Here is a 23,614-nt window from a genome sequence, read left to right as displayed (position 1 = left end):
CGATGACCTTCCCTTCCCCGCCATCACTCATCGAGGAGAACAGACATGGCCGTCTTCCAGGATCCGCTCGTCGGTCATCGGTATCTCACCCAGGACGACGTCGAGTGGCTCCATGCCCTCGTCGGGGACTGGCAGCTGCTCTCTGATCTGGCGTTCTCGGATCTGGTGCTGTGGTTCCCGCACACCGAGGAGGGGTTCCTCTCCGCCGAGGGGCGTTCCTTCATCGCGCTGGCGCAGGCGCGGCCCTCCACCACACAGACGCTGATCCACCGTGACGTGGTCGGGGACCGGATCCGGGCCGACCTGAAGCCGATGGTGGAACGCGCCTGGACCTCACAGGTGGAGACGAACTCCTCCGATCAGGGACAGCCCTCACCCGCGCGCATGCGGGTCCAGGCGCTCCCGCTGCTGCACCGCGGCCGCACGGTCGGCGTGATCACCCTGCACTTCGCGGTGGCCGCCATGCGCAGCCCCTCCCGACTGGAGCTGACCTATCGACGCTGTGCGGATGACCTGCTCGCCATGGCAGCCGAGGGACGCTGGCCCGACGCCACCCAGGAGTTCACCGGCTACGGGGGAGCGCCTCGGGTCGGGGACGGGCTGCTGCGCCTCGACGAGGAGGGCCGGATCACCTTCGCCTCGCCCAATGCCGTGTCCGCGCTGCTGCGCCTGGGCGTCTCGGACACCCTCGAGGGGCGCTCCCTGGCGGGCATCGGCTCGGAGCTCCAGCGCGCGACCGGCGTCGTCGTCGATGAGTCTCAGCCGATGATGCTGACGGGTCGTCGGGCGATGCGTGCGGAACTTGAGGCACATGGGGCCGCGGTGACGCTGCGCTCGATCCCGCTCTATCACGCGGCCGGCAGCGAGGCGGCGCGACAAGCTCATGGAGAGCGCTACGCGGCCCTGGTGCTCTGCCGCGATGTCACGGAGCTGCGCCGCCGTGACAAGCAGCTGATGAGCAAGGACGCGACGATCAAGGAGATCCACCACCGGGTGAAGAACAACCTGCAGACCGTCTCCGCGCTGCTGCGCATGCAGTCGCGGCGGATGGATTCCCAGGAAGGCAGGGAGGGTCTGCGCCGTGCCATGCGCCGGGTGGAGACCATCGCCATGGTCCACGATTCGCTGTCGAAGGGCCTGGAGGAGAGCGTGGACGTCGATGAGCTGATGCGCCGACAGCTGCGTCTCGCCGCGGAGATGGCGCAGTCGGACCGGCAGGTGGTCACCTCGCTGGAGGGAAGCTTCGGTCAGCTTCCCCCGGACATGGTGACCCCGCTGGCGCTGGTGATCACGGAGATCGTGGCCAATGCGGTGGAACATGGATTCGGCCCGGTTCCGCAGCGTCGCGAGCTCAAGGTCGCGATGACGGTGCACCGAGCTGCCGACGCCGCGGGACGTCAGCGGCTCGAGCTGGATCTCACCGACGACGGCGTGGGTCTGCCCGAGCAGGAATGGGAGCCTGGTCTGGGACTGCAGATCGTGCGCACCCTGGTGCGCGGTGAGCTCTCCGGCTCCATCGAGTGGGAGACCGCCTCGGACGAGGAGCCGGACATGAAGAACGCGGTGAGGACCGGCACACGGGTCAAGCTCCGTGCTCCGATCCTCACCGCGTCAGCAAAGTCTGGTGGGTGAGGCGAAGGACCTCAGGAGGCGCGGCGGGCGCGAGCGGCCCGGCGCTTGAGCGCGCGGCGCTCGTCCTCGCTCATGCCGCCCCAGACGCCGGAGTCCTGACCGGTCTCCAGAGCCCACTGCAGGCAGGTGTCCATCACGGGGCACCGGCGGCAGACGCTCTTGGCCTCTTCGATCTGAAGCAGAGCTGGTCCGGTGTTGCCGACGGGGAAGAAAAGTTCGGGGTCCTTGTCCAGGCAGGCTGCTCGGCTGCGCCAATCCATGGGATCACTACTCCTAGGGCACCTCGTGGGCGCCGCTGTTCGGGTCTTGGGGCTTTGCGCGGAGCTTCCTCGACCAAGCCTTGATCTGTGGCGGCCGTCGGTGTTGCTTCGGGAGTCACCTCCGCGTCCAGGGGGCAGAATGTTCCCCGGTCGAATGACCGTGGTGCCTGGACGGCGGTGCATTTCCAGACCTCGGGCGAGGTATTCTGCCATCCCGAATAAGTACGAACTCAAGGCTGGCATGTTAACGCCTGGCAAACAAGACTTCGCACTGCCGAAATGACCGCGAAACAGTGTGTACTTTGTCACATGCTCATCCGTTCCAAACGTTGCACCAGGTCAGCGGTCGGGCGGCTGCTCCACGGGTGAACCCCGCGCCGAGTGGTTCAATGGAGAGATGGCCCCTGGAGACTCCGTCACCCCGGATTTCAATGCACCGCGTCCGCCGCGACGTTTCACTCAGGCACGGCCCCGGCCGGTGGCCGTCTGGGTGCTGTTTCTGATCCTCTTCATCCAGGGCATGGCGCTGGCATTCAATGCCGTGGCCAGTGCGCTGACCTCGCAGGCCCAGGTGCTCGATGCCGCCGGAGCCATCGCGCTGGTGGTGCTCTACGTCCTCTTCGGACTGGTCCTGGTGCTGCTCGGCTTCAGGATCTTCCTCGGGGCACAGGGTGCGCGGACCCCGGCGATGGTCGTGGAGCTGCTGATCGTCGTGCTGTCCTTCAGCTTCTTCTCCGGCGGGCTCCCCGCGGTGGGGGTGGCGTTCGTGCTGCCTGCCGCCGTCGCGCTGTTGCTGCTGTTCATCCGCCCCACGCAGGTCTGGCTCAGCGAAGCAGATCCGCAGGACTGAGCGGCCCGGTCAGCGCCTCGGCCCAGCGCAGGTAGTGCTCCTGCTGGTCGCTGCTCTCGGCCCCGGGAAGCAGTGACAGCAGCACGGCGGCGGTCCGTGCACGCAGGTCCTCCGAATCGTGCTCGCTCAGGCAGTGTGCCAAGAATCTGCGAGCCAGATCAGGGACAGCACAGTACGCCGCCCGGTCGAAGCTGGGCAGGGTGATCAGGTGTCCCAGCATCGTGGCGAGGTCGTCGACTCTGTAGCCCGGCCCCACCGTGTCAGCATCGATCAGTGCCTTGGCTGTGCTCGCTGGTTCGTCCAGAAAGAGGTTCGCCGGATGGAAGTCGCCGTGGGTGGGCACCACCGGTCCAGGCGTCGTGCTGAGCTTCGCGGCGATGCCATCTCCCAGCTCTCGGACTCGTTGTGGATCTGCGCCTGCACCGATGGCACCAGGTTCGAGGCTGCGGTGGCGCTGCGCAGGTGACTCTCGAGCCGGCAGCTCCAAGGTGTGCGGCATCAACGAGTCCAATGCCGAGGTGATCGTCTTCGGGTGTATATGCGGCGCGGGTTCGTGATGGTGTGCCGGGCCGCTCGTCGCCGTCGACGGTGCGGGCCGGTACAGATGGTGGGTCAGAGACCTCCCAGGGGCCTCTGGAATGACCAGGATCCCGTCGCCGGCGTCGGCGGCCGACGGGATCAGCATGGAACAGCGGTGTCGCTGCAGCAGGCCGGGCATCTTGGCGGGTTTCACGACCTTGAGGTAGAGCACCCTCTCGCCCCGAACCGAGGAAACCACCGCTCGGTACACGGCGCGTCGCAGCGGGCGCAGCACCAGGCGGCGCAGCTCCGTGAGGCTGCACTGTTCACCGAGCAACCGGCTCAGGCGTTCTTCAAGGGTCCCGGATCCACTGTGCTCGGCACCCGCTTCGACCTCGGCACCCGCTTCGACCACGAGCAGGCCAGGCAGCTCCGGGTCTACCGGATGCGCCCAGATGTGCACAGTCCCCTGAGCAGATTCGGCGCGCACCGCCCCCATCGCCTCGCGGTCCTGATCGGTCAGTGAGGCCGTGCTGATCACCAAGGTCAGCAGCATCCCCGGGGTTTCCACATGGTAGAGGGCGGATGCCTCCGCCCCCGGACGTGCGTAGACCTGTTCCAGCTTCCAGGCACTCGGGGCGACATCTGCAGGTTCAAGCACCAGCCGCAGCAGCTCGCCAGCGGTGGGACCGCGCAGCACCGAGACGAGGGCGGCGAGCTGATCCATGCCGTCATCCTGCCGTATTCAGATGAAAGAACTCTCATCGCGAGAGAGCCCCCTCGGCTCTCTGCGGGTGAGAAACTGAAGCTCATGAGCCACACGACTGCGCCGGGTGAGCCGGAGGTGTCCGCGCGTTCACCACGGCGTCGGCTGCGAAGGCGCGCAGCCCTGCGTCCGCTGAGCGTGCGGGCCAGGATTCTGGCGGCCGTCGTCGGTCTCGCTGCACTCGCGCTGGCCGCTGCCGGCTATACGGCTTTCGCGATTCAGCAGGCTCAGGTTGAGGGCCGAATCGATGCGGAGCTTGTCGCCGATGCCGAACAGTTCCGGGTTCTGCACGAGGTGGGAGTGGATCCCAGCACCGGTGAACCCTTCACCTCGCCCACGGAGCTGGTGCGCACAGCCATGGAACGCATCATCCCCACGCGCAACGAGGGGATCGTCGGACTTGTCGACGGGCAGGTGGCCTTCACCTCAGCGGTCACCCGGGTGCGTCTGGAAGAGGATCCTGAGCTGCTGAACCTGCTGGAGGATTATGCCGTGGCGGAACGTGCGACCGTGACCACGCTCAAGACAGAGACGACCACCTATCGCGTGGCGATCGTGCCGATCCACGGCAGCGCTGCGCCCGAGGATTCGGAGGCGGCGGAAGAGTCTCAGGTGGGAGCCCTGGTCATGGGCTACGACATGACTGCCGAGAAGGGAGTCTTTGCGGATGGATTTCTGATCTACGCCGCGGTGGCGGCGCTCTCCCTCGGGGTCGTCGCGATCGTCGGAGGGGTCATCGCCGGACGGCTGCTTCATCCGGTCGGAGTGCTGGCCTCCTCGGCCCGCCACATCGGGCGTGAGGACCTCTCGGAACGGATCCCGGTCACCGGCAAGGACGACCTCACGGAGATGACCAAGTCGGTCAACGAGATGTTGGACCGGCTCGAGGCCTCCTTCCGCTCGCAGGACCAGCTGATCCATGATGTCAGCCATGAGCTGCGCACACCCTTGACCATCGTGCGCGGTCATCTCGAGGTGCTCGACGCCGAAGATCGCGATGATGTGCTCTCCACCCGTGAACTGACTCTCGATGAGCTCACGCGAATGAACCGGGTGATCGATGACCTGACCACTCTCGCGCAGGCAGGCAGGCCTGACTTCCTGCGAAGGGCGTTTACCGATGTCGGGAAGCTCACCGATGAGGTCTATGACAAGGCGATCGCGCTGGGGGAGCGGCGGTGGATCGTGGACTCGCGCGCCGAAGGTGACTCCTGGCTCGACCGCGAGAGACTCACGCAGGCCTGGTTGCAGCTCGCTGCCAATGCCGTGAAGTTCTCTGCACCCGGGTCGGTCATCTCGTTGGGTTCGGAGCTCGCGGCTGGGGAGGTGCGGCTCTTCGTGCGTGACCAGGGCCAGGGCATCGCGGAGGAAGATCATGAGCGGGTGTTCCGGCGCTTTGGGCGCACCGACTCCAGCAAGCCGGGGTCGGGACTGGGGCTTCCCATCGTGGATGCGATAGCGCAGGCCCATGGGGGCTGGGTGAAGCTTGAATCGGCCCCCGGCATGGGTGCCCGTTTCACCATGGTGCTGCCGCATTTGGACGAGGACCCTATGGACCTGGTGTCCGAGGTCGCCGACTCGCGAGCGGCCGACAGCCCGGAGGTCTTGACCGCCTCTGAGCATTCCACGCAGACGAACAGCATTGGAGGCCGAGCGTGACGCAGATCCTGCTCATCGAGGACGAAGACCGGATCGCCTCCTTCGTGGAGAAGGGGCTGCGTGCGGCGGGCTACGCGGTCCTGCGCGGCGCCACGGCGGCCGAAGGTTACGAGTACGCGCTGAGCAGCGCTGTGGATCTGACCGTGCTGGATCTGGGGCTCCCGGATGACGATGGCCTGCGCCTCTTGGGCCGACTGCGCGCGCAGGGGTTCACGGCGCCGGTCATCATCCTCACGGCGCGCAGCACGCCGGCGGACACCGTGGCTGGACTGGATTCCGGGGCGGACGATTACATGGCCAAGCCCTTCAGCATCGATGAGCTGCTGGCTCGGATCAGACTTCGGCTGCGCGGTGGTTCCGCGGAGGAGCCGACCAGTTTGACTGCTGGCTCACTCACGCTCGATCTCCACGCGCGGCGGATCACGGCGGGAGAGAAGCAGCACGATCTGTCCTCACGGGAGTTCGCTCTCCTGGAGACCTTCATGCGTCATCCCGGACAGGTCCTCTCCCGGGAGCAGCTGTTGGAACGAGTCTGGGGCTACAGCTTCGATCCCGGGTCAAATCTGGTGGACGTCTATGTCCGCTACCTGCGCGCCAAGGTCGGGGCTGAGCGGATCAAGACCGTGCGCGGCGTGGGCTACCGGCTCGAGGCCTGAGCGGTCCCTCGCAGGTGTCGCGCGGGTCAGCTGCCCGCCGAGGGCGCTGACCAGCTCTGGGCGGACACCGAGCTCACCGGTGTCCACGCCGAGTCCGAAGCCAGTGGGGCAGGCTGATAAACCGCCGGTGGAGTGGGGCTGATAGTCGCAGGACCGGGCGCGGGCTCGGGCACTGGATCGGGGGCTGGTGCTGGTTCCGCCGCGCGAGTCGGTGTCGAGCTCGCGCGCGGTGCTGCCGATGCACTGGGGTCCTGATCCGCGTCGGTTGCGCGCGAGGGGGACGGACTCCGGCTCGGGGAGGGCTTTGGACTCGCCGAGGTTGGTGCAGCGCTCTGCTCGGCCACTTCCATCGCCGGTCCGAGGTCCTGTTCCGCGCTGTCTGAATTGAGCTGCGCCACTGCGGCGGTCCCACCGAGGGCGACTATGCTCAGGGCGCCGGTGAGGATCCAGCCTGTCTGCCTGCTCATGATGCACGTTTCCTTGCTCTGGTGATCCTCACCAGTTCGACGACGCACGCTGGTGCTGGTGCTGGTGCTTGGTCCGATCTGTTCTCATCCTGTACCTCGAGAGTGAGCGGACCGTGAGGTCGGGATGAGAAAGTTCTCATCTTCACGCTCCGGAGCGTCGAGCAGACGCAGCCCAGCGGTCACTGCGGAATAAGCCGGGCGAACCGCATAGACGCAGCCCAGCCGGAGAGCGGCGGCCTGCTCGTAGACGCGCAGCGCGGAACTCGACACGCCGATCTGAGCGGCCGCAGCCTCGACGGCGGCCACCACGGTTCTCGCCTCGTGTGGCGCCCACAGCTGCTGCAGAACGCGCAGGCGGGCATGGGCGCGGAGATTGCCCAGGTCCAGTGCAGGATCCGCGAGACATGCAGTGTCGACGTCAAGCAGTCCGGGACCTGCGCTCGGGCTCCACAGGAGCTGCTTGTCGTGCAGGTCGCGGTGTGCTGGCCGCAGCGGCACGTCGGGAAGCCCGCGCAGCCGCGCGGAGACGGTCTCGACATTCCTCCAGAGCAGATCAGGGTTCTCGATGAAGGGCTGCACCAGACCGGCCCAACGCTGCAGCACCTGGACCTCTTGGGCGGGCCCGTGCGTCACTGTCCCTGCGCCGTCGGTCAGTCGAGAGAGTCCGGGAACTTCGAGGCTGCTGGCCCCATCCCGGACTGCTCGCGTCCACGCCCCCATCACCTGGTGCCACGCGTGCCCCCATTCCACCGCGGAGAAGAGAGCGGGGTCGTGGAGGGTCAGACCCTGCAGCGCGGAGAAGGTCACGGTTGAATCATCCAGCTCCAGCACCTCCGGTGTCCTGAACGTCTCCGCGAAGACCCCGGCGCGGGCGATGCCCCGCATGATGGCGGAGCTGCGGCCGCGCCTCACGACTTTGATGTAGCGCTCGCCCTGATGCACGACCGCGCGTCTGCCCCATCGATGGGAGACGACGACGCCGCCCGGTGCAGCTTCTGCCAGTGCGCTGAGCTTGGTGTCAGTGGGTTGCAGTCGCAGTCCAGACTGGTCCCAGAGCGCGGCCCTGCGCTGTTCCCCATCCGCGCATTCGAGAATGAGGGCCGACTCTTCCGGGAGGGGCCAGGCGCGGGTCACGCGCAGCGCGACGCCCGCCTGGGTGAAGGTCTCTGGTGGCAGTGGCAGTGGCAGAGGAGTCATCGGTCCAGAGCCTCCTGTCCGAGCTGCAGCATGGTGTGCATCTGAGCGGGCCAGTCGGGTGCACGGTGCCGAAACGGGTCGGAGGCGGCGGCCAGCTGAGCGTAGGCCTCCCAGGTCGCTGCGCGGCGATCGTCGAGCTCCGCGTGTTCGCGGTAGCCATCCATGAACCCCGCACTCATGGACTCCAGGTTCTGTCGGCGGCAGGAGGCCAGCCAGCTTCCCACATCGCGCATCGGGTCCCCCGTGCCGGAGCGGTCGAAGTCGATGAGTCGGATCTTGTGGCTGCCCGGAGCAGCCATCACGACCTGGTCCGGCGAGAGGTCTCCGTGAAGCTCGCACGTATGGTCACCCCGTTCGGCGGTGAGCCGTTCCTGGACCCCTTCCGCGAGATGACTGGCGGATGCCGCCAACCAGGGAGCGATGGTCGAGATCGACCGCTCTGAGCTGCGCAGCTCAGAGGGGAGCGGCATGCGCTGGGAACCCCGGGTGAGCCGATGCAACCGACCCACGACCTCTCCCGCGGTCTGCGCGGCCGGCGGGTGCGGGGTGCTGTTCAGGTCGTCCCAGCCCCAACGTGGTGAACTCATGGCGGTTCCCCGACCTCCCAAGGAGGTGCTGCGCACCAGCGGAAGTCCCAGGGCTCTCCACCGCTGAGTCGCCTCGAGCGCAGCGGTCGTTCCCCTGGAGGCCACGCGCACGATCTTGTCCCCATGCCCCGATCGAGGATCCGGCACCACGGCCACCACTCGGCGCCGGGGATTATGCCGCAGAACCTGCCATGGCAGCGTTGCACCGGCCGTGGCTTCGATAGCCCGGCGTGCCTCCGCAAGGTCTTTGCCGAGCACCGGATCTGTCCAGAGGCTTCCGCTGAAGAGGTACGGGCCGATGTCTGTGTGGACACGGAAGGACGGCGACCCTCCGCGCTCTGCGGCGCGCACGCGAGCCTTCGCAAGCTTGTCGGTGTCCAGGGTGAGCATTGCCCAGCGTGGGTCCCTGGCCTCGGTCTGAAAGGCCGCGACGAGCGAATGTCCGGGTTTGGCGCGGATTCGGGTGATGGTCACCGGCTCCTCCACCAGTGTGGAGAGCTCCCCAGGATCGAGCAGCAGTCGGGCGCCGGGCAGACCCACAGCCCTGGCCGCGACCTCGTCTGCCTCGGTCCACAGTGATACATCCTGGTTCATCTCGACACCTCTTCTGCGCGCCGACGGGACCATGACCCCGATGCCGATGCCGATGCCGATGCCGATGCCGATGCCGATGCCGATCTCGGCTCTGCTCCGGCATCTGCCGTTGCGGGTTCAGCTTCGTCCGCCGTCGCTCCGGGCTCTGCGCCAGCTGCTCCTCGCTGACTCGCAGCCCACTGAGCCAGTCGCGAGCGGGGATCTGCGAGCAGCTCGGCCGGGGATCCGTCCTCGCGGATCTCACCGGCCTCCAGCCACAGCACGCGATCCAAGCCTTGAATCATGCTGAGGTCGTGGGTGATGGCCACTGTGGTGCGCTCGCGGGTCAGCTCCCGGATCGAGGCCTCGACGACCTCTCGAGCGGCAGGGTCCAGACCCGTCGTCGGCTCGTCCAGCAGCACGATGGGGGCGTCGCGGACCAGAGCTCGCGCAATGGCGACGCGCTGACGCTGCCCCCCGGAGAGGGTGTCACCGCGGTTTCCCAGTTCGGTCTCGTACCCTTCGGGCAGCGCCATGATGAAGTCATGGGCGCCCGCTCGCCGCGCCGACTGCTCCACCTCCGCATCGGTGGCGTCCTGGCGTCCGTAACGGATGTTCTCGCGGACCGTGGTGCTGAAGAGCACCGACTCTTGAAGCAGGATCGCGATATTGCGTCGAAGATCTGCTCGAGTGAGGTTTCGGGTCGAGCACCCATCGATGAGCACAGACCCGGAGTCGGGGTCCGCCAGTCGCAGCAGGTAACCCGCCAGGGTCGACTTGCCTGCACCCGAGGGCCCCAGCAGACCCACCCGCTGCCCGGCCGGCACCTGCAGGCTCAGTTCGTGGAAGAGCGGTGACCCTCGATGGTCCCTGGCCGTGACCCGCCAGAAGGTGAGGTCGCCCTCGGCCCGTCCCATCGACAGCGGGTGTGGAGGATCCTGAATCTCGATCTCTTCGTCAAGGAGATCCGCGATGCGCTCGCCCGACGCAGTCGCGCGGGCGATCCGACCGGTGTACTTGGCCATATCCCGAAGCGGCTTCATCGCGATCTTGAGGTACATCAGGAACAGGACCATGTCGCCCGGCGTCATCCCTCCCTGCAGCACCTGCCACCCACCGAAGCCCAGCACCACGGCAGTGGCCGTCCCCACCAGCAGGTCAGTTGATCGTTCGAGGCGCGCTGCCAGTCGTCGGGCGCGGATCCCTGCCTTCAACGCCTTGTTGTTCCCGGCGGCGAACCCTGACGCGACGGTCTCCTCCAGGCCATAGGACTGCACCACCCGGATCGCGGCCAGCGCTTCGGCGGCGTCTCCCACCAATCGGCCCTCGCCTTTGCGGGTGGAACGCGAGGCCGCAGTGATCATCGGGCTCAGCACGTGGCTGGCCAACAGGTACCCCGCTCCTGTGACGATCACGATCACGGCAAGCAGCGGATTCAGGAGGAGCACGACCACCAGCAGCATCACGAGCGTCAACAGGTTTCCGACCAGCGGCAGACCTGCCGTCACGGCGACCTCCTGAAGCCGACCCATGTCCCCGACCAGGCGCTGGGAGGTGTCTCCGATGGATGCCTTGGAGTGATATCGCAGGGAGAGTGACTGGATGTGGTCGAACACTCGGGTGCGCAGTCGTGCCGCCACCTTTACGCCGGTCCTGGCGAAGGCGATGGTGGAGGCGTAGTTGCACAGAGCGCGGCCACCCACGATCAGTGCCAGAGCGAAGGCCCAGAAGATGAGCATGCCCTCAACGTTGTGGCTGGAATCGATGGTCTCGTCGACGCTGGCACCCAGCGCCTCGGTGACGGCGTCCACCGCGAACTTCACCGGCCATGGCTCCAGGATGCGGAAGGCTACATCGCCCAGCAGAGCCAGCATCCCGGTGGCCACCAGAAGCTTGTGCTCACCCAGGTGGGGGAGGACCATGCGAAGGGTCCGGGAGAGTCCTCGTCGGTGCAGCGTGCGGGAGGTCTTCGCCTCGGCCCGTCCTTCTCGGCTCATACCTGAGACACCTCCGCGCGGGACACGCCACGTGCCCCGGTCTCGGGATTCAACCGCGCAAGGTCCTGCAACAGGTCTGCGGCTCGCTGAACCCAGGTGTGTTCAGTCTCGACCTTCAGCCGACCGGCCGCCCCCAGCCGCGCCCTCTGCGCGGGATCTTGGATCAGTGAGATCAGCGAAGCGGTCAGCGCGTCGACGTCGCCTGCGGGGACAGCTTCTCCCGCAGGTCCCGTGGACGCCGAACCGGCGAGGAGCTCTGGAAGCTCCCCCACGGCTGAGGCGAGGATCGGCACTCCGGCGGCGAGGTACTCATAGACCTTCAGCGGTGAGAAATAGTGCGGTGTGCCTGCCGGGGGTGCGGGATACGGGGCGGCTGCGATGTCGAACCGCCGCAGCGCTGCCGGCACGTGCTCTGGGGCGACAGGGCCGGTGAACTCGACAACCTCGGTGATCCCCAGCTCCGCGGTGAGCTCTTCCAAGGCCCTTCGTTCCGGGCCCCCGCCGACGATCAGCAGCTTCAGCTTCGTCGTCTGCGGGCCGCCCCGGCCGCTCCGGGCGCCCGTGGCAGCTGGGACGCCTGGGGACGGCGCGAGCTGCTGGAGCGCCCGCGCGAACGCGTTGATCAGCAGGTCTGTGCCGTGCCAAGGTTTGAGCGTGCCCAGGAATCCGATGGTCACGGTCTCGAGATCTGACTGCCGCGACCGGGTGAGCACTGAGCTCGAGTGTCGAAACCGAGCCGGGTCCACGCCGTTCGCCGTGACCCGGACTCCCGGCGGCTGAGTTGACGTGCCGCTCATCGTGCGCGCCCATTCGGCGATGGGTGACGAGACGCAGGAGAGGAGATCCGCCTGGGAGAAGGTCTCGCGCGTGGCGATGGCGGCGCCGTCGACGTCGTGCAGCGTCCGATGTCTGGCCTGCTCAGCCAGCAGCGGAGCATTGACCTCCACGACCAGCTGGCAGGCGCGGGAGCGCTTCACCTGTGCGCCGGCGGTGGAGAACAGGGAGTAGCGCTCATAGAGCAGGTCGAATTCCCCGTCGCCTGCGAGCGCCGCCATGGCGGACGAGGCGCGCGCGACCGCGATCTCGCGGGCGGCAGCTCCCTTGGCCCCTGCCACCGGGATCACATGAACCCGAAGGTCGGCGAGATCGTCCGGCCGTGACTCGCTGGCGGGGTCACCGAACCTGTCGCCGCGTTTGGTGCAGAAGACAGTGACGTCGTGGCCCAGGCTCCGGAACGCGCGGATCATCTCCTGGGCATGCACGCTGGCTCCCTTGGTGCCGAAGATCCCGATGCCGGGGTCCGCGAGCAGATAGGCGATTCTCATGCCGGCGCCTCCACGGGCATCATCTCCAGCGGGACCGTGGTCGGCGCGGGGCCGCTGCTGACGCGCGCCAGGCCGTCCTGAGAGACCACACTCTGCGGATCCTCGACCAGGGCGCGGAGTCTCTGCGCCTGGGTCCCGGAATCGAAGTTCTCCTCGATGCAGCTGCGGGCGGCATTCAACAGCTCCAGGTGTCCGGCGTCGAGGGTGATCGCCTCGAGCAGGGCTTGGGTCAGGGCGGCGATGTCTCCGGAGGGCACCAGCCACCCGGTCTCCGCGCTGCGCACCACTTCACCGACCGCGGTCACCTGCGCTGCCACGCAGCGGATTCCTCGCGCCATCGCCTCCAGGAGGACGGTGGGAAGTCCGTCGGCGTTGCCATCGGCGCCCACCACGAACGGCGCCACGAACACATCATGTGTGCCGAGCAGCTGGCAGACCTCTTCCTGGGTGCAGGGGCCGAGCAGCCGGACCCACGAGGTGAGTCCCGCGTCGTCGATCGTCTCCTGCAGCTCCGACCGCAGGGGACCGTCTCCGGCGATGCTGACCTGGACTGGGACGCCGAGGCTGTGCAGTCGGGCCGCCGCCTCGATGAGCAGATGGAATCCCTTCTTCTCCACCAGACGTCCTATGCCGAGCAGGCGGGGCGGGGCCTCGTCGTCGCGGCGGTGGTGCAGTCGAGGGGTGAAGGGGAAACGGGAGAGCTCCACCCCGTTGCGGACCAGGTGCAGCCGAGAGGTGGCGGCGGGAAAGCGACGTCGCAGGTCGTCCAGGTTGAACCCGGAGATGGTGATCGCGTGATGCGCCTCGGCGAGCTTGGTCTCCAGATCCGCCGGATCGACGTCCTCGTGGAAGATGTCCTTCGCGTGCGCTGTGAAGGAGTAGGGGAGGCCGCTGATCATCCCCGCGAGACGGGCCACGCTGGTGGCCATCGAGGCGAAATGCGCGTGGAGGTGCGTGACGCCGGCCTGTTCTGCGGCCAAAGCGAGCGCGACCGCCTGCTGCGCGTCGTCGTGTCCTGCGTTGAGCAGCTCGGGCAGGGCCCGTTGGACCCCTTCGGCGAGAGGGGGTGATGCTGTCGCCTCTGCGAACTGCGCCCAGAACCGGGAGGCCACCGAGCTGCGCGGGATGTGGATGACGGGGGCGCTCACGCGGGCAAGTTCGGGGTGGAACCGGGCATCGGTGCTGGGACGCAGGGAGAAGATCACGATCTTCTCACCGGCCGCCTCGCGAGCGAGGATCTCCGAGACGATGAACGTCTCCGAGAACCGTGGGTACATCTTCAGCACATAGCCGATGGTGTGCCGTACGGGACTGGCCGGCTCGGCAGGGCCTGCAGCGCGGGCCGTGGGATCAGCTGACATGGGTCTCGAACCTCGCTTCGATGGCTGGGACGGGGTCACCCGTCGGTGCAGGTGATGCAGAGGCGTAGGCGAGGGAGTCGTGCACAGCGGGAACGCTCGCTCGGGCCATGACGGCAGGCGCCTTGGAGAGTTCGGCGGCCGCCAGCAGGCCGATGCGGCCCAGCCCGTCCAGGTCCACACGATCGCGCACGGTTCGGTGGGTCACTGCCCGGGTGAAGAATCGACTGATCCGTTGAGGGCTCAGATTCTCCGACTCCAACACCTCCACCGCTCCGACAGCGGTCAGTGCAGCCGCCCGGCGTGGCTGTTCTGCGCGCCGTCTGCATCGCGGGATGAGCAGGGCAGGAGTGGTGGTCGCCATGATCTCCGCCGTGGAGTTGTATCCGGCCATGGAGACGACGGCGGCAGCCTCACGCACCAGCTGCGGGACATGCGGAGCCGAACGGGTCAGCTGGATGCGGTGCTGATCCACGGAGCCGGCGACGGCGCGCAGCACCTGGTCGTGGTCCTCCGGGGGCATCTGCGGTCCGGTGAGAATGACGTGTCGGTGTCCAGCGGGCACTCGTGCCTGGGCGGCGGCGAGAGCCAGCGCCCCGCCGTCGGAGCCCCCGCCGACCATCGTGAGCACGTAGGGCCGAGCGGGCCGCAGGCTGGAGTCGGTGAGATCATCGGTGGGCCGGCCGCGGCTCAGGTAGCCCGTGAAATGGGTCCTCGCCGCCAGCGGAGCAGGAATCTCTCCACTGGCCACCGGGCTGTAGACCAGAGGATCGCCGTAGACCCAGACCGCTTGATAGAACGCGGCCGCAGCGGCGGCTCCGCCCAGTGCGCGCCACTCGGCCGCTGCGGCGGGCGGCGAGTCCAGCACATCACGCATGCCCAGGACACATCGCGCCCCCCGCGCTCGCAGCCCTTCCAGCGCAACCAGCAGCTCGCCCCCGACGCCGAACGGGTGGCGATCCGCGATGAAGAGGTCTGGGGACATGGCGTCGACCGCCGCCGCGGCCGTCGCGCTGCGAAGGCTGAAGAGGCGATCGTTGCTCACATCGAGGCGTCTCGAGGTGTAGCCGTCGGCAGTGCGGGTGAAACCTGGCAGCACGAGCCAGTCCCACCCCTGAGGAAGGGCATCCGCCGTGGCATCGGGGTGTCCCGCGATCAGCAGGCCGCGGACCGACTGACCCGTCAAGCGGGGCAGATCGGCGGCAAGCGCGTGGGCAAGTGCCCGGTTGCGGCGGGCATGACCCAGGCCGACTGAGTCATGCGAGTACAGGACGATGGTGATGCTCATAGATGAACATCTTGCTGACTCCGTGTGAAGCAACGATGAGAGGCGCATGAGAAAAACCGAGGGTTTCTCTCATGCGCCTCTCATCGGGCTCTCATACAACGACCTCAGCGAGGTCCGGCGCCTACCGGTGTGGGTCTGGAGCTGACGATGATTGACCGGCGGGTCATCAGTTGACCGGGCCGGTCCACTTCTCGCCGGGGCCCTTCCCCGGGGCGTCCGGGACGGAGGACTCCTCGCGGAAGGCCAGCTGGAGCGAGCGCAGACCATCGCGCAGCGGCGCGGCGTGGGTCGAGCCCACCTCAGGGGCGGCCGCGGTGATCAGCCCGGCGAGGGAGGTGATCAGCTTGCGGGCCTCATCCAGGTCCTTGAGCTCCTCTGCCTGAGGATCATCGGCCAGGCCGAGCTTCACAGCGGCGGCGCTCATGAGGTGCACCGCCACGGTGTTGATCAGCTCCACGGCGGGAACCTCAGCGATATCGCGGGACTGCTGGTTGACCGCCTGGGCCATCGACGACTCGGCGCCGTGCTCCGCGCCGTGGGTCTGGCCCACATCGTGGCCATGGCCGTTCTCTGCGCCCTCGGCGCGGTTACTCTGCTCACTCTGCATGCTGGTAAGCTTGTCACAGTCTCTTCGGCCGCGCTAAACGCGCTCAGGAGCGTCACATGGCCTCCTTCGAGTCCGCACAGCGCATCCGCCGAGGACTCCCCATTCACCGAATTCCTCATAAACAGGAGCTAGACAGATCAGCGAACCACGCATCAACGAACGCATCCGCGTACCAGAAGTCCGCCTTGTCGGCCCCCAGGGGGAGCAGGTGGGAGTCGTTCGTATCGAAGACGCCCTCCGGCTTGCCACGGAGTCCGATCTGGATCTGGTTGAGGTCGCGCCGCAGGCCAAACCTCCCGTCTGCAAGCTGATGGATTTCGGCAAGTACAAGTACGAGGCTGCGGTCAAGGCCCGCGAATCGCGGAAGAACCAGAGCACCACGGTGCTCAAGGAAGTCCGCTTCCGACTCAAGATCGATGACCACGACTACAACACCAAGGTCGGACACGCTCGCCGCTTCCTCGAGGCAGGCGACAAGGTCAAGGCGATGATCCAGTTCCGCGGTCGCGAGCAGCAGCGCCCGGAGATGGGCGTCCGCCTGCTGCAGCGCTTCTCACAGGATGTCGCGGACCTGGGTGCTGTGGAGTCTTCCCCGCGCCAGGATGGTCGCCACATGGTGATGGTCGTCGGACCGCTGAAGACCAAGGCAGAGGCCAAGGCGGCGGCGAAGAACCAGGCCAAGAACCAGGAGCCGGTCGCAGAAGATGCCGAGGCCGAGCAGCCGGCGCCCAAGAATGACCGTCGTGCCCGGAAGAACGCCGAGCGACTTCCCACGGAGAAGAAGGACGCTGCGCCGCTCTCGAACTCCATGGCCGATTACCTGCCGGATGAGCTGAAGAACCTCTAACCAGGGCTTCACTGATCGCGGTGAACCTGCGCGCCGGTCTCATGACGTAGACTGGTGCGCTGGTGTGTGACGCGATGTCTCGACGTCGTCGTCTCCGCCACCATAAAAGGGGTCCCACGCGTGGACTTCCATGTGCTGCTTGCAGCACCTGCCACGCCACGAGGACCCACCTCTGCGCCGCCGCGGCCATGAACTGGTTCAGTCCGTTCATGGCAGAGCACAGGCGTTGCAGGTCCGAACGACATAAGGAGAACGGCACCATGCCGAAGATGAAGACCCACAGCGGGGCCAAGAAGCGGTTCAAGCTGACCGGTTCTGGCAAGCTCAAGCGCCAGCAGGCCAACCGTCGCCACTACCTGGAGCACAAGTCTTCACGCCTGACGCGCCGTCTGGCCGGTGACCGCATGGTCACCAAGGCTGACGAGAAGCGCATCAAGCGGATGCTGGGCATCTGAGCCTCCAGCACATTCATCACCGAAGACTTTAAGACTCAAGGAGATATCACGTGGCACGTGTGAAAAGGGCCGTCAATGGCCACAAAAAGCGCCGCAAGGTCCTCGACAGGGCCTCCGGCTACCGCGGACAGCGCTCACGCCTTTACCGCAAGGCCAAAGAGCAGCTGCTGCACTCGTACGTCTATAACTACCAGCACCGCAAGAAGCGCAAAGGCGACTTCCGTCGCCTGTGGATCCAGCGCATCAACGCTGCTGCCCGCTCGCACGGCATGACCTACAACCGCTTCATCCAGGGTCTGAAGGCCGCTGGTGTCGAGGTTGATCGTCGCATGCTCGCCGAGCTCGCCGTCTACGACGCGAAGTCCTTCGGCGTCCTGGTCGAGACCGCCCGCAAGGCGCTCCCGCAGGATGTCAACGCCGCTCGAGTCTGAACCGGCACATCGTGAGAAGGCGCCGTCTCCTGTCGGAGACGGCGCCTTCTTCGTGCCTCGGCGGTTCTCTGGTGCCTGCACGTCACGACACCGCCCCCGCATCACCCGCGCAGTAGGAGAAGATAGAGACATGTCTCAGCCCCTTGACCCCGAGCTCGTCGACAACCCCCGGTCCGATCGCGTCCGCCGCGTGGCGGGTCTCGCGAGCCGCTCCCAGCGGACCAAACAGGGGCTCTTCCTGGCCGAGGGACCCCAGCCGGTGCGTGAGGCGCTGACGGTCTGGCTGCGCCAGTGGGAGCAGGAACAGGGTGAGCAGCCCTTCCCGGCGCTGGACGCCCTCTTCTTCGACCCCGTCGCCCTCGAGAAGCATCCCGACGTGCTGGCGCTGCTGGACCGCGTCCGCGGCGTGCTCTTCAACCCCGAGATCAAGCTGCCCTCGCAGGCCGGGATCTTCCTGCGCGAGGCCACCCCCGAGGTGCTGCGCGTGATGGGCGATGCCGAGACCTCTCAGGGAATGCTCGCCGTGTGCCGCATCCCCGGCAGAGTCTCGAAGCTCGAAGCGCTGGATGCGCTCCTGGAGCGGCTCTCACAGCGCGAGGCTCCAGCGCTGATCGCCTCCATGCTGCGCCTGCAGGACCCGGGCAACGCCGGCACGATCATCCGCACCGCCGACGCCGCAGGAGCCGGCGCCATCATCCTGAGCCCCGGCACGGTGGACCCCTGGAGCCCCAAGGTGGTCAGGGCCGCCGCCGGATCCCACTTCCACCTGCCGCTGTTCACCGGCATCGAGGCCGCGGATCTGGTCGACGCCGCACGCGCCCGCGGATTCCAGGTGCTCGCCGCAGACGGACGGGGCGAGACCTCACTCTCCGACGTGCAGCGTCCGGCGGCTTCCACGCTCTGGCTCCTGGGGCACGAGGCCCACGGCCTCACCCACGCCGAGCGGGAACTCGCCGATCAGCGGGTGTCCATCCCGCTCTTCGGTGCAGCCGAGTCGCTCAATGTGGCCACCGCCGCCACGGTCTGCATGTACTCCACGGCCATGGCCCAGCATGAGAGCGCCGTTGCTGTTGCGGCTCCGGCGACCGACACCGCTGCCCATGCCGCCGCTTCTGCCGAGACGCCTGTCGTCGCCGCGCCTGAGGGTGGCCCGAGCAGCACCGAGGTATGAGCAGGCAGGCCGAGAACACCGGCTTCGACTGCATCCACTGCGGGCACCCGATCCCCAAGCAGCTCGGCGGCAGCTATCGCAATCACTGTCCGCGCTGCCTGTACTCCAGGCATGTGGACATCAGCCCGGGGGATCGCGCCGCGGACTGTGGTGCCCCCATGGAGCCGGTGGGTGTGGATCACACCGGGAAGAAGGGGTTCCTGCTCCTGCATCGCTGCACTGCCTGTGGGCAGGTCGATCGCAACCGTCTCGCGCCGGACGATGACATGGACCGAGTGATCGAGCTTCAGCGGCCCCGCTGAGTCGGCCGACCCGCGAGTTCATCGCCTCGGTCACAAGTGGCCGCCTCGGTCCAGGTCAGCCGTTTCGGTTCAGGCGGGTTGGTTGGTGAAGTACACGCCTGAACTGCCCCGGCGATGGGAACCCACGACATGGGTGTCCACCATGCCGATGGCCTCCATGAGGGCGAAGGCGGTGGTCGGGCCGACGAAGCGGAACCCTTCGGCCTTGAGGCGCTTCGCCAGCGCCGCAGACTCTGATGATTGCGTGGGCACCTCCTCCAGGCTCCGCGGCACGGGGGTCTCCGCCGGTTTGAAGGACCAGATCAGCTCCGAGAGCCCACCGCTGTCTCGCAGGGCCAGCGTCGCCTGGGCATTGTTGATGGTCGCGGTGATCTTTCCGCGGTGACGAATGATGCCGGCATCGGCGAGCAGGCGCTGGACATCGTCCTCGGTGAACTCCGCGACCAGCTCCGGGTCGAAGCCGGCGAAGGCCGCCCGGAAGTTCTCCCGCTTGCTCAGGATCGTCGACCAGGACAGACCAGACTGGAAGCCCTCCAGGCTCAGCCGTTCGAAGAGCCCATGCTCCTCGCGGATCGGCAGGCCCCACTCGGTGTCGTAGTACCGGCACATCATCTCGCTGCCCAGTGCCCACGCCGTGCGCGGGAGGCCGTCGGAGCCGATCACCAGCCCGGGGGTCGCAGCGGAAGCAGTGTCCCGGGCGGATGCGGTTCCCGCAGCGGGGGCGGTGTCCTCAGGTATCGCAGTCACGACACCAGGCTACCGCCGACCCGCCACTCGGGTAGTTGTAATATGCAACCATGTAATGCGGATTGCTGGTAGAACAAGGGCATGACACAGCGCAGCGAGCATCTCTTCTCCGACCTGGACCAATACATCGCACATCCTCGGCTCAGCGGTCTTGCGCTCAGCCCGGACGGAACGCGTCTGGTCACCACGGTCTCCGCGGTCAACACTGCCGGGGACGGCTACGCCGGTGCACTCTGGGAGATCGACCCCACCGGAGCCGCACCGGCTCGGCGCCTCACCCACAGCGTGCAGGGGGAGGGATCGCCAGCCTTCACCGCCTCGGGGGACCTCTATTTCACCTCGGCCCGGCCCGACGCCGAGTCCAAGGACAAGGACCCGGCGCTCTTCCGGCTCCCCGCGGCCGGCGGCGAAGCCGTGGAGGTGCTGCGTCGGGCGGGCGGCGTCACTCGGGCGCACTCTGCCGAGAGGGCGGAGGTGACCCTGGTCAGCGCGCCGCTGCTGCCCGGAGCCGCCACTGAGGAGCAGCAGCGCGAGCTGCACGCCGGGCGCAGGGATGCCTCTGTGGACGCGATTCTGCACACCGGCTACCCGGTCCGCTTCTGGGACCGCGACCTCGGTCCCGCTCGGCCGCACCTCTTCGCCCTGGACTCCCCAGCGTCAGCACCGCAGAACACGGCCGACGACGGCGGCGCAGCCGGCACGACTGGTTCGCCGCAGGCGCGCCTGCGTCATCTCACCGCAGGCCTAGGCGCCGGGTTCGGCGGGGAGGTGCAGCTGAGCCAGGGCGGGACGGCCGCGCTGATCAGCATCACGATGCCGGAGGCGCGCGCCTCGCAGCGCAGCGCCCTGGCCATGGTGGACATCGCCACCGGAGAACGCCGGATCATCGCAGACGAGCCGGGCTATACCTTCAGCACCGGGCCGATCAGCCCGGACGGCACCAGCGCCGCCGTCGTGCGCTCGGCCCAGCCCACCCCGCAGCAGGCGCCGCAGCCCCAGCTGCACCTGCTCGACCTGCAGACCGGACAGCTGAAGCGGCTCGGCCAGGACGCCGATCTGTGGCTGATCCCTTCCGCCTGGCTTCCCGACGGCTCGGGGCTGCTCGCGCTGGCGGACCAGGGCGGCCGTGGCCCGGTATTCGAGGTCTCGGCGCAGACCGGCACCGTGCGCCAGGTGACCACCGAGGATGCCACCTACTCCGCGGTCCTTGCGGCCCCGAAGGGCGGGATCGCTTACGGGGTGCGCTCCAGCTACGCGCACCCCGAAGAGGTGGTGTCCATCGACCTGAGCAGCGGAGAGACCACACGCCTGCAGAATCCCACTCCGCGCCCCGAGCTTCCCGGCAGGCTCACCGAGGTGCAGAGCACCGGGATCGACGGAGCCCCCGTGCGGGCCTGGCTCGCGCTCCCCGACGGCGCCTCCGCCCAGCAGCCTGCGCCGCTGCTGCTGTGGATCCACGGCGGCCCGCTGAACTCCTGGAACGCCTGGACCTGGCGGTGGAATCCCTGGCTGATGGTCGAACAGGGCTACGCGGTGCTGCTGCCGGACCCTGCGCTGTCCACCGGCTACGGGCAGGACTTCGTCCAGCGCGGCTGGAACTCCTGGGGCGGACACCCCTTCACCGACCTCATGGCGATCACCGACGTCACCGAGGCTCGCGAAGACATCGACCCCACACGGACCGCGGCGATGGGCGGGTCCTTCGGCGGATACATGGCGAACTGGATCGCCGGACAGACCGATCGGTTCTCCGCGATCGTCACCCACGCCTCCCTCTGGGCGCTGGACCAGTTCGGTCCCACCACGGACATGGCCTCTTACTGGCGCCACGAGCTCGACGAGACGATGGCGGCCGAGCACTCTCCGCATCATCACGTGGAGAAGATCGTCACGCCGATGCTGGTCATCCACGGGGACAAGGATTACCGGGTGCCGATCGGGGAGGGGCTGCGGCTCTGGTACGAGCTGCTGGCGAACTCGGGGCTGCCCGCCGATGCCGAGGGACAGACGCCCCACCGCTTCCTCTATTTCCCGTCGGAGAATCACTGGGTGCTCAAGCCGCAGCACGCGAAGCTCTGGTATCAGGTGGTCTCCGGCTTCCTCTCCGAGCATGTGCTCGGCGAGCCCAGCGAGCTTCCGCCGGAGCTCGGGCTCTCGATGACGGAACCCGGTGACCCCGAGGCAAGCTGAGGCCGGAGGCCTTTTGACGCCACCTGTCGCATCCTCCTGCCATGTCCCATCCCTGTTTCCGTCCAAAGCCATGGGACATGGCATAGAGGTGCGACATTGAGTGAATGAGCGAGGTGCAGGACGCGAAAACGGCCCCGGGTGAGAGACCCAGGGCCGTTTTCGCGGAATCGTTCCTCAGGCAGGAGCCGGATCAGCTCCCGGCGGGAGTGAAGTCTCGGCTGCCCAGGTGCTCAGGGCGGGGCTTGGAGGCCGCGAAGGGCTCCTCCACCGTGAGGTTCTCCACCGAGTTGTAGACGATGAAGACGTTGGAGCGGGAGTAGGGGGTCACATTCCCGTTGGAGGCGTGCATGCAGTTGCTGTCGAACATGATGGCGCCTCCTGCGGGGCCCTCGAGGACGTCGATGCCGAAGCGATCGGCGAACTCGGTCAGCGTGGCCTTGTCCGGCACACCGGCGCCCTGCATCACCAGGGACTGCTCGTGGTTGTCGTCCGGGGTGGCGCCCACAGCACTGATGTAGTGCTTATGCGAGCCGGGCATGATCATCAGCGGGCCGTTGAAGGAGTAGTTGTCGGTCAGTGAGATCGAGATCGAGACCGCGCGCGGCCCCGGCATGCCGTCCTCGGCGTGCCAGGTCTCGAAGTCGGAGTGCCAGGTGAAGTCCTTGCCGGTGAAGCTGGGCTTGTAGTTGATCCGGCTCTGGTGGATGTAGACATCCGATCCCAGGATCTGGCGGGCGCGCTCGACCACACGCGGATCATTGGCGATCTTGGCGAAGATCTCGTTCGTGCGGTGGATGTCGAAGACGGAGCGGACCTCGTCAGACTTGGCCTCCACCACGGTGCGGTGGTCCTTCTTGACGTCTGGATCCTCGGCCAGGCGCTTGAGCTCGTTCTTGAACAGCTCCAGCTCATCGCCGCTGATGAGCTGGTCGATGGTCAGGTAGCCCTTCTCCTCGAAGGAGCGCAGCTGATCGCTCTCGAGCGGGCCGTCCTGCTCGGAGCCGTGGACCACAGGATCTTCGCGGGTGAGCACGGCGGGGCCGGTCTCACCACGGGTGGGGTAGCGGTCCACTGCGTCGCTGGGTGCGGTGTCGTGTCGCGTGCGTGAATTTTCGGTGATAGTCGTCGTCAAAAGCAGACCTTTCGTGCGTTTCATTCGTCATGTTTCTGGTTTCGTATGGTTCTTTATTCGACGCTCTGCGGGCCCGTTCAACAGTCAGGATCGAGATGCCGGTCATGAGACAGGGGCCCTTACAAGCTGTCCTTCGACCGTAGCAGGACTGTGTGGCTTGGCAAGCGCCTGCTGTCTCAGCGGCGGATCTCGAAGCCGCTGCGCGGCAGTGAGGCAAGCTCCTCTGAGCTGGCCTCGCGCTGAGTCACCTCGCTGACCTGGGCGGACTCGGGGCCATCCTCGGCCCAGCGCAGCAGCGAGTCCACCGCGGGACCCGCGCCTCCGACGAGGAGCTCGACGTTTCCGGACTCAGTGTTGCGGACCCAGCCGACCAGGCCCAGGTCATCCGCCTCGGTCTTCGCCGCCGCGCGGAAGGACACCCCCTGGACCTGTCCGGCGATGCTCGCATGGGTTCCGACGGTGCAGCCTGAAGGGGAGAGGGGCTGTTCGGACTCGGGTGCAGAAAGAGGTTCGGTCATGCGCCCAGTCAAACACTAGGAGGCGCACCCCCACCAGAGCCGGGCCCCCGAGTGCAGGCCGCGTCCGCCACGCAGGCTTC

At 67.2% G+C, this 23,614-nt stretch carries 22 protein-coding genes; 10 read left to right on the top strand and 12 right to left on the bottom strand.

From position 1 onward, the window contains the following. The first annotated feature begins 45 nt into the window (after positions 1-45). Positions 46-1,632, top strand: a complete 1,587-nt coding sequence (locus H4W26_RS04980; RefSeq protein ID WP_192591011.1) for a sensor histidine kinase — start codon at positions 46-48, stop codon at positions 1,630-1,632. 11 nt (positions 1,633-1,643) lie between these two features. On the opposite strand, the gene H4W26_RS04975 is transcribed toward H4W26_RS04980, so the two are convergent. Continuing rightward, positions 1,644-1,892, bottom strand: a complete 249-nt coding sequence (locus H4W26_RS04975; RefSeq protein ID WP_036474112.1) for a WhiB family transcriptional regulator — start codon at positions 1,890-1,892, stop codon at positions 1,644-1,646. A 397-nt stretch (positions 1,893-2,289) separates the two neighbouring features. Here H4W26_RS04975 and H4W26_RS04970 point away from each other — a divergent pair, with 397 nt between their 5' ends. After that, the gene (locus H4W26_RS04970) at positions 2,290-2,742 is read left to right on the top strand and encodes a hypothetical protein (protein WP_192591010.1); all 453 of its coding nucleotides are present in this window, start codon (positions 2,290-2,292) and stop codon (positions 2,740-2,742) included. Here the strand turns inward: H4W26_RS04970 and H4W26_RS04965 are convergent. Then, positions 2,717-3,988 (bottom strand): phosphotransferase family protein, encoded by a 1,272-nt coding sequence (locus H4W26_RS04965; protein WP_192591009.1) that lies wholly within the window; start codon positions 3,986-3,988, stop codon positions 2,717-2,719. The two genes, H4W26_RS04970 and H4W26_RS04965, sit on opposite strands and share 26 nt — an antisense overlap. 84 nt (positions 3,989-4,072) lie before the next feature. On the opposite strand from H4W26_RS04965, the gene H4W26_RS04960 reads away from it, so the two are divergent. After that, positions 4,073-5,686 (top strand): sensor histidine kinase, encoded by a 1,614-nt coding sequence (locus H4W26_RS04960; RefSeq protein WP_225939604.1) that lies wholly within the window; start codon positions 4,073-4,075, stop codon positions 5,684-5,686. Further along, on the top strand, positions 5,683-6,342 hold the full coding sequence (locus tag H4W26_RS04955; protein WP_192591008.1) for a response regulator transcription factor: 660 nt from the start codon (positions 5,683-5,685) through the stop codon (positions 6,340-6,342). Before H4W26_RS04960 ends, H4W26_RS04955 begins: the two co-directional genes overlap by 4 nt. A 551-nt stretch (positions 6,343-6,893) precedes the next feature. On the opposite strand, the gene H4W26_RS04950 is transcribed toward H4W26_RS04955, so the two are convergent. The 7 genes from H4W26_RS04950 to H4W26_RS04920 form a co-directional block, all read right to left on the bottom strand. Then, positions 6,894-8,006 (bottom strand): phosphotransferase family protein, encoded by a 1,113-nt coding sequence (locus H4W26_RS04950; protein ID WP_192591007.1) that lies wholly within the window; start codon positions 8,004-8,006, stop codon positions 6,894-6,896. Further along, positions 8,003-9,187 (bottom strand): phosphotransferase, encoded by a 1,185-nt coding sequence (locus tag H4W26_RS04945; protein WP_192591006.1) that lies wholly within the window; start codon positions 9,185-9,187, stop codon positions 8,003-8,005. The genes H4W26_RS04950 and H4W26_RS04945 overlap by 4 nt, the downstream gene beginning before the upstream one ends. After that, positions 9,184-11,163 (bottom strand): ABC transporter ATP-binding protein, encoded by a 1,980-nt coding sequence (locus H4W26_RS04940; protein ID WP_192591005.1) that lies wholly within the window; start codon positions 11,161-11,163, stop codon positions 9,184-9,186. Before H4W26_RS04940 ends, H4W26_RS04945 begins: the two co-directional genes overlap by 4 nt. Then, on the bottom strand, positions 11,160-12,488 hold the full coding sequence (locus tag H4W26_RS04935) for a glycosyltransferase family 4 protein (protein WP_192591004.1): 1,329 nt from the start codon (positions 12,486-12,488) through the stop codon (positions 11,160-11,162). The genes H4W26_RS04940 and H4W26_RS04935 overlap by 4 nt, the downstream gene beginning before the upstream one ends. Continuing rightward, positions 12,485-13,849 (bottom strand): glycosyltransferase, encoded by a 1,365-nt coding sequence (locus H4W26_RS04930; protein WP_192591003.1) that lies wholly within the window; start codon positions 13,847-13,849, stop codon positions 12,485-12,487. Before H4W26_RS04930 ends, H4W26_RS04935 begins: the two co-directional genes overlap by 4 nt. Next, complete coding sequence (locus H4W26_RS04925) at positions 13,839-15,134, bottom strand: glycosyltransferase family protein (RefSeq protein ID WP_192591002.1); 1,296 nt, start codon at positions 15,132-15,134, stop codon at positions 13,839-13,841. Before H4W26_RS04925 ends, H4W26_RS04930 begins: the two co-directional genes overlap by 11 nt. A 166-nt stretch (positions 15,135-15,300) precedes the next feature. Continuing rightward, positions 15,301-15,741, bottom strand: a complete 441-nt coding sequence (locus tag H4W26_RS04920) for a DUF1844 domain-containing protein (protein ID WP_378626037.1) — start codon at positions 15,739-15,741, stop codon at positions 15,301-15,303. Between the two features lie 136 nt (positions 15,742-15,877). Between H4W26_RS04920 and infC the strand changes: the two genes are divergently transcribed. From infC to H4W26_RS04895, 5 genes are all read left to right on the top strand, one after another. Beyond that, positions 15,878-16,588 carry a translation initiation factor IF-3 gene (gene infC, locus H4W26_RS04915; RefSeq protein WP_192592024.1) on the top strand — a complete coding sequence of 237 codons (711 nt, stop codon included), beginning with the start codon at positions 15,878-15,880 and terminating at the stop codon, positions 16,586-16,588. A 260-nt stretch (positions 16,589-16,848) separates the two neighbouring features. Next, complete coding sequence (gene rpmI, locus H4W26_RS04910; RefSeq protein ID WP_192591001.1) at positions 16,849-17,043, top strand: 50S ribosomal protein L35; 195 nt, start codon at positions 16,849-16,851, stop codon at positions 17,041-17,043. A 50-nt stretch (positions 17,044-17,093) separates the two neighbouring features. Then, entirely contained in the window at positions 17,094-17,474 is a 381-nt protein-coding gene (rplT, locus tag H4W26_RS04905; protein ID WP_192591000.1) for a 50S ribosomal protein L20, read from the top strand. A 130-nt stretch (positions 17,475-17,604) separates the two neighbouring features. Further along, a complete protein-coding gene (locus tag H4W26_RS04900; protein WP_192590999.1) occupies positions 17,605-18,645 on the top strand; it encodes a TrmH family RNA methyltransferase in 1,041 nt (346 codons plus the stop codon). After that, positions 18,642-18,947, top strand: coding sequence for an RNHCP domain-containing protein (locus H4W26_RS04895; RefSeq protein ID WP_192590998.1), 306 nt, complete (start codon positions 18,642-18,644; stop codon positions 18,945-18,947). Before H4W26_RS04900 ends, H4W26_RS04895 begins: the two co-directional genes overlap by 4 nt. 69 nt (positions 18,948-19,016) lie before the next feature. On the opposite strand, the gene H4W26_RS04890 is transcribed toward H4W26_RS04895, so the two are convergent. Beyond that, positions 19,017-19,559, bottom strand: a complete 543-nt coding sequence (locus tag H4W26_RS04890) for a DNA-3-methyladenine glycosylase I (RefSeq protein ID WP_378626038.1) — start codon at positions 19,557-19,559, stop codon at positions 19,017-19,019. A 216-nt stretch (positions 19,560-19,775) separates the two neighbouring features. Between H4W26_RS04890 and H4W26_RS04885 the strand changes: the two genes are divergently transcribed. Next, positions 19,776-21,884, top strand: coding sequence for a S9 family peptidase (locus H4W26_RS04885; protein ID WP_192590996.1), 2,109 nt, complete (start codon positions 19,776-19,778; stop codon positions 21,882-21,884). A 190-nt stretch (positions 21,885-22,074) separates the two neighbouring features. On the opposite strand, the gene thpD is transcribed toward H4W26_RS04885, so the two are convergent. Both thpD and H4W26_RS04875 read right to left on the bottom strand, forming a co-directional pair. After that, positions 22,075-23,016 (bottom strand): ectoine hydroxylase, encoded by a 942-nt coding sequence (gene thpD / locus H4W26_RS04880; RefSeq protein WP_225939603.1) that lies wholly within the window; start codon positions 23,014-23,016, stop codon positions 22,075-22,077. Between the two features lie 176 nt (positions 23,017-23,192). Beyond that, positions 23,193-23,534 (bottom strand): acylphosphatase, encoded by a 342-nt coding sequence (locus H4W26_RS04875; RefSeq protein WP_192590994.1) that lies wholly within the window; start codon positions 23,532-23,534, stop codon positions 23,193-23,195. Positions 23,535-23,614: the final 80 nt, after the last annotated feature.

Origin of the sequence: Nesterenkonia halotolerans, assembly GCF_014874065.1 — a bacterium.
Classification (GTDB): Bacteria; Actinomycetota; Actinomycetes; order Actinomycetales; family Micrococcaceae; genus Nesterenkonia; species Nesterenkonia halotolerans.
Note: the sequence above shows the minus strand (reverse complement) of the source record. Positions and strands in the feature narration are given on the sequence as shown.